Source organism: Desulfosarcina sp. (assembly GCF_041551955.1).
In the GTDB taxonomy this organism is placed as follows: domain Bacteria; phylum Desulfobacterota; class Desulfobacteria; order Desulfobacterales; family Desulfosarcinaceae; genus Desulfosarcina.
The window spans coordinates 1-10,223 of record NZ_JBFELV010000150.1 but is presented as its reverse complement, the minus strand read 5'-3'; the positions used below and the strand labels follow the sequence as shown (position 1 = coordinate 10,223).

Sequence of the window (10,223 nt, the reverse complement as noted above, 5' to 3'; positions counted from 1 at the left end):
GAACCCCGCCTTCTTCGGATTGAACAGCATGGAAACCCCTCCTCAGATCTTTATATTGCCGCAGCGGTCAATCCGTGCGGGCGTTTTTCCAGCCCTGGAACACCGGCCATGTTGGCAACGTTAACATAGACCCCCTAACCCACCAAAACGGGTTCTGTCAATGGGTGATGGCCAATGGGCGCGTCTTCTGCTATTTATTTTTGACGGATTCAAAGAAAAGTCAATTTCTATCTGATCGAAGGCCTTAACTTATCAGCAGATTGGAGAGCAATGACCCGAACGCGAATTAAGGGCATCATCACTTGGCCGGAATTGATCCCCGGTACGCTGATCCGGCGCTATAAGCGCTTTCTGGCGGATGTCCGGCTGGAAAACGGGGAAACCATAACCGCCCACTGTCCCAATTCGGGAAGCATGAAAGCCTGCTGTGAACCTGGCCGGCCGGTCTACCTCTCCTTCCACGACAACCCTAAAAGAAAGCTCAAGTATACCTGGGAGCTGATCCACATGCCCGGCTCCTTGGTAGGCGTCAACACCCAGGTGCCCAACCGCCTGACTGCCCATGCCATCGCATCGGGCGATGTGGCGGAACTGAATGGCTATGAAACGGTCAGGCGGGAAGTAAAGGTGGGCAGCCATTCGCGGATTGACATCCTGCTGGCGTCACCGGATCGCCGCCCCTGTTACGTGGAGGTTAAAAACTGCACGCTGGTGACCGACGGCGTAGCCACCTTTCCCGATGCGGTGACCCTGCGGGGCCAGAAGCATTTGACCGAACTGCAGCGTCTGGTGGCCTCGGGTTGCCGATGTGCCATGTTTTTTCTGATCCAGCGCATGGATGCCCATCGGTTTGCCCCCGCCGATCACATCGATCCCGAATACGGTAACAAGCTGCGCCAGGCATCGCAACGTGGCGTCGAGATCATTGCATACGACGTCTCCATCGATCTCAGCGCCATCCGGCTGAACCATCGGGTACCTTGTGAGCTATAACAGCAGAAAAAATGAGCCCCCCGAAGGCCTAATTGTCACCAAGGCGCTTAAGTTTCTTGGCGTAGTCGGCGGCATTGAGACCGGCCACACACCCCTCGCCCACCGCCTTGGCCACCTGCCAGGGCGGCCCGCATATATCCCCGGCGGCAAAGATGCCCGGCACGCTGGTGCGCTGGCCCTTATCGGTTCGGATAAAACGCATGTCATCATCCAGCGCAACGCCCAGAGACGTGGCCAGTTCCATGAGCCCTTTGGCCCCCAGTTCGATAAAAATCCCTGTGGTGGATAAGGTGGTGCCGTCGTCGAGGACCAGGGCGCTGACCTGCTCCTCACCGGCGATCTCACGGATCTTGGCACCCCGGTGGACAACCACCCGGCTGTTTTCCAGCCGGCCAAGCAGTGCATCGGAAACCTTTAGGTCGTCGCAAATCAGGTGAACCGTGCCGGCAATCTCAGCCAGCGTTAACGCACCATCAGCAGCAGCGCTCTCACCCCCCACCACAGCCACCTCTTCGCCCCGGTAGAAATTACCATCACAATCCACGCAATAACTCACCCCCTTGCCAACCAGTTCCTTCTCCCCCTTGACCCGCAGCTTATTCCGGGCGGTGCCGGTGGCCAGGATCAAAGCCTTGCATGTCAGTTGGGTTCCGCTCTCCGTATCGAGTACAAATTGGTCTTCTTGGGTTGTAATTCTAAGAATGTCCGCATCGAGAAACCGGCTTCCAAAATTTTCCGCCTGCCGGCGCCCGGTCTCCAGCATGGTCTGGCCGGTGGCGTTGAACAAGCAACACATATTCTCCACATGGGCCCTGAACAGGCTGCTCTTGTTCTCCTTGCCCAGCACCAGCACCGACACTTTTTTACGGGACGCATGGATAGCTGCCTGAAGTCCAGCCGGTCCAGCACCCACAATCACCACATCAAACACTTCTGTCTCGCCCATTTTTCACTCCTTTGATCTGCCGGCATTCAACTGAGAAAATATCGAGCGCGATTGTCCCTGATAGAGGTTTGAACACACCCATGATGGAGGAAAAATCAAATACCACGACAAGGACAAACTCAACTCAGCGATACCGCCACCAAAAAATAGAATTGATATCCTTTATTTTTTACCCTATCATAACAAGTATAAATAGAGTTTTTCAACAATTCCCATGGAACTCGATCCGGGAATGTCTCGTCATCGGTCAGCACAAACGACGCAGCTGCTGGGAACAAGAATGAGGACGCACGGATGAACACGGATTCCCCCGACAATTCGATGAGCGGCCAATCGGTGCTTTTGGTCGATGATGAAAAAATGGTGCTTGAGGTCGGAAAAGCCATTTTGCAGCGCCTGGGCAATGCGGTCATCACCGCAGCAAGCGGTGAGGAGGCCCTGGATCGATTCGGCCAGCATCGGGAATCCATTGGCTGTGTCGTGCTGGATCTGACCATGCCCGGCATGGACGGCTTGGCAACCTTCAAGCAGTTGCGGAAGCTGAGCCCCAAACTGCCGATAATCATTGCCAGCGGTCTGGCAATCGACCAAGTGACCGTTCAATTCGGCAACATGCAGCCCAGTTCAGTCATCCAGAAACCCTACCAGGTTGCCGACCTTTCGGCCAAAATAAAAGGCATTTTAAAGGAGGGTTGATCGGTTCTGGGTTCACTGTTCGGGGTTGGTCTCATTCGTTGACCTTGCCCTCAGGCTCACCCATTCCTGATCCAACCACGAATCGCAGCGCGGGTAACTCCTGCATGTAACCATCCAACGGATCAGCGTTTACAATCAATGAACACGATTGCTTGGGTTTTCGGTGCACCCTAATCCCTTGAACGCTGAACGCCTGAACCTTGATGAACCCGCAAAAAGTCCCCTGTCATGTCATTCCCGCGCAGACGGGCGCACGCAGTGAAGCATTGGCGCTATCTATAACTTTCTGTTATTGCTGGTCCCCCGCCTTCGCGGGGATGACAAAAAAGAGGACATCTCGACTTTTTACGGGTTCATCAAGATTAAAGGTCAAACTTCGCTTTGATCTTGAAGACATGCGTGGCAGGCAGGTTGAGGATCCGCCTAACACCTGTTTTTTCGGCGATTCGGGCCAGATTGTCCCGAATGACATCCATGGAAGGCGCGATAAACGTAAACCACACATTGAATGAATTTTCCCGGAGATAATTGTGGGTCACCCCGGAAAAGGAATTGACTGTCCGGGCAAATAAATCCACCTTCTCTTCGGGCACCTGAGCCGTACACAAGGTGCTCACGAACCCCACCTTGCCCGGCACGAAATTTCCACCGATCCGCCGAATAATGCCAGTATTCTTAAGCCGGGTTACGCGCGTCAACACCTCGGCCTCCGTCGTACCCAGTTCCCGGGCAATCGATTCGAAGGGCCGTGGGACCAGTGGGAATCGCGTCTGAATGCGATTGAGGATCGTTTTGTCCAAGTCGTCCATTTTTACCCCTATACTTTTCCATAACTATGCAACCCCGGCAGCAGATTGACGCCGAAATAGGTAAACAGCACTGCCGCAAACCCCAGAATGGACAGATAGGCGATCTGCTTGCCCTCCCAGCCGCGCATGAGGCGCGCGTGCAGCAGGGTCGCGTAGACAAACCAAGTGATCAGGGACCAGGTCTCCTTGGGGTCCCAGGACCAATAGCTGCCCCAGGCCGAGTTGGCCCATACGGCTCCGGTGATAATTCCTCCGGTGAGGAAGAGGAAGCCGAACAGCACCATGCGATGGGTCAGTTCATCCAACACGTCCAGTTTGGGAAGATGCCCGATAATCCCATCGATCTTTTGAGGATCCCTCGCCTTGATCAGGTACATGATGCTGATCCCGAATGCGATGGCAAATGCAGCGTAGCCGAAAAAGCAGGTAGCCACATGGGCGATGAGCCAGTTGCTTTTCAGCGCCGGCACCAACGGCTGGATGCGGTCGCTGATATTGGGTGACATGGACGCGTACGCCATGGCCAGAAAGGCGATGGGCGTGACAAAGGCCCCGATCAGCGCGTTTTTGTATTTAAACTCAACGAAGAGATAAATCAGCCCTGCGGTCCAGGCAAAGAAAGCCAGGGATTCGTAAAGGTTGGACAAGGGGGCATGCCCGATGCCCATCTGGTAGGACTCCACCCAGCGCAGCAGGAGGCCCGCCGTGGTCGTCAGGACCGCGACCACCACGGTCCAGCGCGCCGGCAGGGTCAAGCGGGGTTGTTTGAAAATCAGCGCCGCCATATAAAAAATCGCGGCCAGGGCGAAAACAAAGGTTGAAATGGAGAGTAACGGTGAACTGCTCATGGGCAATCTTGAACTCCTTTTTCATTCAAAGGGCCAATGGGGTCAACTCTCGGTCATGGCCGCAAATAACTTATCGGTGGTTTTTTTCATGGCCAGTTTGTTGCGGTTGGCCGTGCCGGCAAAGGTCACCCGGCTGTTCTTGCGAAGCTGTTCGATCACGATGCACACCTGCTGGTGAGACAGATAAAAGGCCACGAAACAACCGGCGATCATCAGGATGAATCCGGTATAGACCACCCACACGCCGGGATCGTTTGTCACCTGGAGACCCGTGTAGTAGCGATCTTCGGCAGGCTGCTGGGGGGTGAATTTCTCCTGGGGCTGATTGGCCACGGCGATCATCACATCGCCACCGCGCATTTTATCGAAGTTGGCAAACTTCAAGGGAAGCAGCACCTCCACCGGTTCCCCCTCGGGTGGGGTCAGAATTCCTTTAAGGGCCGCCCCGACCTCCATCCCGCGGAAGGTTGTCTCGGCCTCGTAGGCCATGACGACGAACTTGCCCAACCCTTCGGGGATGTCGACGGGGACACCCACCTTGGCCGATACGGCATAGCTCATCCCCGAGGCGCTGCTCGTGAAATTGAGGGTATAGGCCTCCGCCGGCCCCCCGGCCGGCGTCTCCGGCCGTGGCATTTTCTCGGGTTGAAGCTTGCCATAGCTGGACTGAAAGATATTGATGCCCCGATATCGCAAAGGATCGTTGACGATGATGTCCTTTTGTTTCACCGCCTGGCCGCTTTCTAAAATGGTCAAGGCAGATCGGTATTCTTTGGGTGCTCCGTTTTCATAAAGCGTCAGGCTGAAATCATCACACCGGATCTGAAAGTCCAGGCGGTGAATCTGCCCCGTGTTGCGAATTCGGATCGTGTCCGTCGCTTCGCCTTCGGCGATATTGACATACCCCTCGAAGCCGAAAAAAGAGCCTGCCAAGCCGCCGATAAGCAATAAAATCACACTCAGGTGAACGATATATACGCCCAGTCGGGACAGTCGACCCTTTTCACCATAAATCACCGCCCCATCATTCGAACGGGTAACCTTGCAATACGCATATCGACGGGCAACGATCGGCTCGTAGACGCTGACCAGTTCCTCTGCATTCCGCTTGTCGGTCAGCGTTCGGGCGTCCGCTCGCTTGGTGAACCGCTCGGGTCGAACCTTGGGCGTTCGGGTAAAAATAAGTTTCCAACTCCCGCTGAGCCGATCGATGGAACAGACGACGATGTTGACGGTCAAAAGCAAAAGGAAACCCTGGAACCACCAGGAGTGGTACATATCGAAGATGCCCAGGGTGCTGAGCAGTTGATAACGAAAGGCCCCATAGGCATGCAGGTATGCATCCGGGCTTTCATTCTGGGGAATAACGGTGCCAATGATCGATGTGATCGCCAAAGAGAGCAGCAGTACAATGGTCAGCTTGACGGAACAGAAAAATTTCCAAAGTGGGTTCGCGTTCTTCAATAAACACTCCTCAATGATGGGCAACGATGAACCGCCATAGCGAGGGAGGGTCCAATCGGGCCATGAACCACATGCGTTTGATCAGCCGGTGGCGGCGTCAACGATATTTTTCAAAACAAACGGCTTCAAGTTTTTCCCACACTTGCTTCAAAAAATTGAACCAAAAACTAATTCCCGTAACCGGTAATGTAAAGCGGCTCTTTGCACCAAAAGCTTATTTTGACAGAAAATCTCCTGTTAAAAAAGGGCAAAATGAAATACTGGACATCTCTTCTAACACCCTGTTATTACCCACTGACGGCTGCCGATCGGAAATGGCAAAGGATACCCCGGCTCGATACATCCGATCATTGACTTGAATCAAATTGTCCAAATACAGGCGACCGGGTGCGTGGAACCACAAGTCATAGAATTAAACCAAAAAATCCTTTGAATGCACAGCGGCTTCAGCCAAGCGGGTCAATGTCGACAAGGGCACCATCGGTATCGGTTACACGGCAGTGACAACCTCGGATGGCGGGATCGGCATCGCCGCCACCGGTGTGGCCCTGAACGGCTGCTGCGCAGGAAAGGTCGATATTGTCGATTTCGAAGGGTCCCCGGCCACCAGTATCATCAACAACTCCACGGAAACCATCCTCTCCCATACCGGACCGGACCTAAAAACCGTGCTGCTGGGCCCCTCAACCCCCATGTTACCGAAGGCATTTGCCGGTTTGCCGATTAACATGCCGGCCGGCGCTGCCATCATCGAGCCGAGGCAGACGCTTAAAATCGTTCGCCGCGGCGGCAGCGCACGCGCGCTAAAACCCTTCACGCGCAGGGTTTACTGGTTGGCCGCATAGGCCGTCACCCGCGCGGGCCCAAACCGCTGTTTCCGTTTTCCGCTTTCATCTCTCACATCAAGGATTATCTTTTGACTTCAGTCAACGTAACCATCCTCGAAAACGATTATGGAGAGAGACAATTGGTGGCATTTTGAATGTGACCCAACAATCCGAACTTGACGTTTAATAGGAAGGGAACCATTAACGATGCGATGGTCCGCAGACGCCGAAACGGCCGTGAAAAAGGTGCCTTTTTTCGTTCGCAAGAAGGTTCGCACCCGGGTGGAAAAGGAGGCCGCCGATGCCGGTAAGGACTGCGTGAGCCTGTCCGACGTCAAAGCTACCCAGGCCCGATATCTCAATAAAATGAGCAGCGAGGTCAAAGGCTACCAGTTGGATGCCTGCTTCGGCAGCAGTGGATGCCCCCACCGGGCCATGGCCAGCGAGGGACTGGTGGAAAAGATCGAACAGGTTATGGCGGATGCCGACCTGTTGGGGTTCTTAAGATCCCGGGTACAGGGCGATCTGAAGTTCCACCACGAATTCCGCATCAGCATCGCCGACTGCCCCAATGCCTGCTCCCAGCCCCAAATCAAGGATGTGGGCATCCTCGGCGCCGCAACGCCCGAATTCACGAAGATCCCCTGCAGCGCCTGCGGCGCCTGCACCGAGGCCTGCAAGGAAGATGCGGTGGTGCTGTCTGAAAACGGCGAAGCCCGTTCTATAGACTTTACGCGCTGCGTCCACTGCGGCAGTTGCGTGACCGCCTGCCCCACAGGCACATTGGAAGCGGGCAAAAAAGGCTACCGGGTGTTGATCGGCGGTAAGCTGGGCCGCCATCCCCGATTGGCCAGGGAACTGCAGGGCATTCACGATGAACAGACGGTGGTGCTCATGATCGAGGACTTCCTGGCTTTCTACAAATCACGGAGTACCCGCGGTCAGCGCTTTGCCCAGTTGCTCACCGACGCGGATATAGACGATTTCTCCAAAAAATGGGCGGATTGAAACCCAACGTGCACCGACAAGCCTTGGTGGACACCCTGGAGGCGATCTACCGACAATATCATCAACGGGCCTATGTCCACCCCGACCCCTTGGAATTTCTCTATGCCTGGGAGGATTTGAAAGAACGGGAGGTTGTCGGCCTGGTGGCAGCATGCCTGGCCTATGGCCGGGTGGCTCAGATCCTGAAAAGCGCGGCGGCGGTTCTTCAAAAGATGGGACCGTCCCCCCATCGGTTCATTACCCGCAGCACACTGAAGACCATGTCGCAGACCTTCTCCGGTTTCCGACACCGCTTTGCCGACGGCGACCAGTTGGCGGCCCTGCTGTATGGTGCAGGCCGGGTGGTCCGGCAGTTCGGCAGCCTGGAAAATTGCCTTGCCGCCGGCCTGACGCCGGACCGGGAGAATCTGCTTGCGGCGCTGGCCCATTTGTTCGGTCAGTTGACCCGTGGCCGCAACAGTCCCGGGCACCTGCTGCCGGATCCCGGCAAAACCAGCGCCTGCAAACGACTGCATCTCTATCTGCGCTGGATGGTTCGCGAGGATCGGGTGGACCCCGGCGGTTGGCGCTGTGTGGCCCCGTCCGAACTCATGGTTCCGCTGGATACACACATGCACCATGTCGGACGCCGCCTCGGCTTTACCCAGCGAGGTCAAGCTGACATGCGCACCGCTCTTGAAGTCACTGCCGGCTTCAAGGCCATCTGTGCCGAGGATCCCGTTCGTTACGATTTTTCCCTGACCCGTCTGGGCATCCGTTCGGAGCTGGATATGGACTGCCTTCCATTAGTCTATCAGCAACCCTGACATCATTCGCTTCGCCATAGCCTCTCCTTGGTCTCCACATGCATTCTCGAGCCAGACGACATCTGGTTTGGCGTATCGTTTCCTTTATATTTGAAAGGCCTTACCCCGCCAGTTGTCGAGGCCCGACCAATTCCATTTTGGTTGAACATTTAAACCATTGATGCTATCTTACGCTCGCTTATCACAGGCAGCCCGATCGTGGGCGGGCACCACTTCAGTTTCCGTTTTTCCAGTTCTCAAGCTGAATTTAGAGCATAAATGAACGCGCTGACCATCGACAACATATTATCCAACCGGAAAAACCTGGAGCGAATTCTGGACAATATGAAAGATGGCATCATCGCCCATGATCTGGACCGGCGCATTTTTTACTTCAACAGGAAGGCTGAAGAAATTACCGGGTATCGCCGTGAAGATGTCCTCGGCAAAGATTGTCACGAAGCCCTTGGCGGGCCCTTTTGCGGCAGCCGCTGTTCCTTTTGCGGCGACCAGCCCATCTTTGCCGACACTGCCGAGTATCCGGTCAACATCCTCACCCGGGCAGGAGAACCGCGTCGGCTGGAAATGACGGCTACCATGATGCGGGACGAAAACGACAGGGAAGTCGGCGTGCTGGCCACCTTCAGGGATGTCACCGACCTTTTTGAACTGAGAGTCAAAGCCAGAGAAATGAACGGATTTTGCAATATCATCGGCTGCGATAACAAAATGGTCGACGTGTTCCGGCAAATCAAGGATGTCTCCGGCTACGACTACCCGGTCCACCTCTTCGGCGAAACCGGCACCGGCAAAGAACTCGTGGCCAATGCCATTCACGACGAAAGCCTGCGCGCCGGCAACCCGTTTGTGCCAATCAACTGCGGCGCACTGCCCGAAGGCCTGATCGAAAGCGAACTGTTCGGCCATGTGAAAGGGGCCTTTTCCGGCGCCATCCGGGAAAAGAAGGGCCGCTTCGAACTGGCTGACAAAGGCACCATCCTTCTCGACGAAGTCGCCGAACTGCCCAAGTTGCTTCAGGTGAAACTACTGCGATTCCTCCAGGAAGGCACAATTGAGAAGGTAGGCGGCGAAAAAACGGTGTCGGTCGATGTACGCGTGATCAGCGCCACCAACAAGGACTTAAAAAAAGCGGTCAAAAAGGGAAATTTCCGGGAAGACCTGTTCTACCGTCTCAACGTCATTCCCATCCACATCCCCCCCATCCGCGAACGCAAATCCGACATTCCCCGGCTGGTGGAACACTTCCTGTCCAAAGCACCGATCATTCATGGGCAGCGGCCGGTGCGCATCGCCCAGGAAGCCTTGAACATACTTATGGACTATACCTGGCCGGGGAATGTGCGTGAGCTTCAAAACGCCGTCCAGTTTGCCATCGTCCGCTGCAAGGGGAAAGTGATCCGGCCGGAAGACCTGCCCCTGGAATTGAGGGACATGATATTCGAAAAGCCAAAACGGGGCCCACAGCGCAAACTAGATGCGGAGATGGTCAAGGCGGCGCTGACCAAGACCGGCGGCAACAAGGCCCGGGCCGCCAAGGTCTTAGGCGTCGGCCGTGCCACCCTATACCGCTTTCTGGGTGATCATCCCCAGGTATTGACGGATTCGTAAAAAGCCCGATATCGGCGTTACGCTTCATCCTTCGTCACTGCGGCGTACCGTAAGTACTACTCATTCCTCAGGATTTGCAAACCTTGATCTCGGGCTTTTTACGAATCCGTTGGAAATGCGACTTTTTTCAAGTTTGTCGTGTACGGACTGACGAATAATCCCCGCCACATCACTGAAAAGACATCACAGAAAAAAAAGGGGCTCGAAATCGAGCCCCT

10 protein-coding genes and 1 pseudogene are annotated in these 10,223 nt (G+C 55.2%); 7 read left to right on the top strand and 4 right to left on the bottom strand.

From position 1 onward, the window contains the following. Nucleotides 1-270 precede the first annotated feature (270 nt). A complete protein-coding gene (gene sfsA, locus ABYV26_RS12870; protein ID WP_372681593.1) occupies nucleotides 271-993 on the top strand; it encodes a DNA/RNA nuclease SfsA in 723 nt (240 codons plus the stop codon). A 28-nt stretch (nucleotides 994-1,021) separates the two neighbouring features. Here sfsA and ABYV26_RS12865 read toward each other — a convergent pair whose 3' ends face one another. Continuing rightward, entirely contained in the window at nucleotides 1,022-1,939 is a 918-nt protein-coding gene (locus tag ABYV26_RS12865) for an NAD(P)/FAD-dependent oxidoreductase (RefSeq protein ID WP_372681591.1), read from the bottom strand. 294 nt (nucleotides 1,940-2,233) lie between these two features. On the opposite strand from ABYV26_RS12865, the gene ABYV26_RS12860 reads away from it, so the two are divergent. Continuing rightward, entirely contained in the window at nucleotides 2,234-2,635 is a 402-nt protein-coding gene (locus tag ABYV26_RS12860) for a response regulator (protein ID WP_372681590.1), read from the top strand. 362 nt (nucleotides 2,636-2,997) lie between these two features. Here ABYV26_RS12860 and ABYV26_RS12855 read toward each other — a convergent pair whose 3' ends face one another. The 3 genes from ABYV26_RS12855 to ABYV26_RS12845 are packed head-to-tail and all read right to left on the bottom strand — an operon-like array spanning nucleotide 2,998 to nucleotide 5,756. Beyond that, the gene (locus tag ABYV26_RS12855) at nucleotides 2,998-3,444 is read right to left on the bottom strand and encodes an AsnC family transcriptional regulator (RefSeq protein WP_372681589.1); all 447 of its coding nucleotides are present in this window, start codon (nucleotides 3,442-3,444) and stop codon (nucleotides 2,998-3,000) included. Nucleotides 3,445-3,452: 8 nt separating this feature from the next. Next, nucleotides 3,453-4,292 carry a c-type cytochrome biogenesis protein CcsB gene (ccsB, locus tag ABYV26_RS12850; RefSeq protein WP_372681587.1) on the bottom strand — a complete coding sequence of 280 codons (840 nt, stop codon included), beginning with the start codon at nucleotides 4,290-4,292 and terminating at the stop codon, nucleotides 3,453-3,455. A gap of 42 nt (nucleotides 4,293-4,334) precedes the next feature. Further along, entirely contained in the window at nucleotides 4,335-5,756 is a 1,422-nt protein-coding gene (locus tag ABYV26_RS12845; protein ID WP_372681585.1) for a cytochrome c biogenesis protein ResB, read from the bottom strand. Nucleotides 5,757-6,199: 443 nt separating this feature from the next. Here ABYV26_RS12845 and ABYV26_RS12840 point away from each other — a divergent pair. The 5 genes and pseudogenes from ABYV26_RS12840 to ABYV26_RS12820 form a co-directional block, all read left to right on the top strand. After that, nucleotides 6,200-6,361 (top strand): annotated as a pseudogene (locus tag ABYV26_RS12840) (enolase N-terminal-like fold-containing protein); the annotation flags it as partial. Continuing rightward, the gene (locus ABYV26_RS12835) at nucleotides 6,335-6,601 is read left to right on the top strand and encodes a Rossmann-like domain-containing protein (protein WP_372681595.1); all 267 of its coding nucleotides are present in this window, start codon (nucleotides 6,335-6,337) and stop codon (nucleotides 6,599-6,601) included. The pseudogene ABYV26_RS12840 and the gene ABYV26_RS12835, both read left to right, overlap by 27 nt. A gap of 189 nt (nucleotides 6,602-6,790) precedes the next feature. Continuing rightward, complete coding sequence (locus ABYV26_RS12830; RefSeq protein WP_372681583.1) at nucleotides 6,791-7,591, top strand: 4Fe-4S dicluster domain-containing protein; 801 nt, start codon at nucleotides 6,791-6,793, stop codon at nucleotides 7,589-7,591. After that, nucleotides 7,579-8,397, top strand: a complete 819-nt coding sequence (locus ABYV26_RS12825) for a TIGR02757 family protein (protein WP_372681581.1) — start codon at nucleotides 7,579-7,581, stop codon at nucleotides 8,395-8,397. The genes ABYV26_RS12830 and ABYV26_RS12825 overlap by 13 nt, the downstream gene beginning before the upstream one ends. 258 nt (nucleotides 8,398-8,655) lie before the next feature. Further along, nucleotides 8,656-10,005, top strand: a complete 1,350-nt coding sequence (locus ABYV26_RS12820) for a sigma-54 interaction domain-containing protein (protein WP_372681579.1) — start codon at nucleotides 8,656-8,658, stop codon at nucleotides 10,003-10,005. Nucleotides 10,006-10,223: the final 218 nt, after the last annotated feature.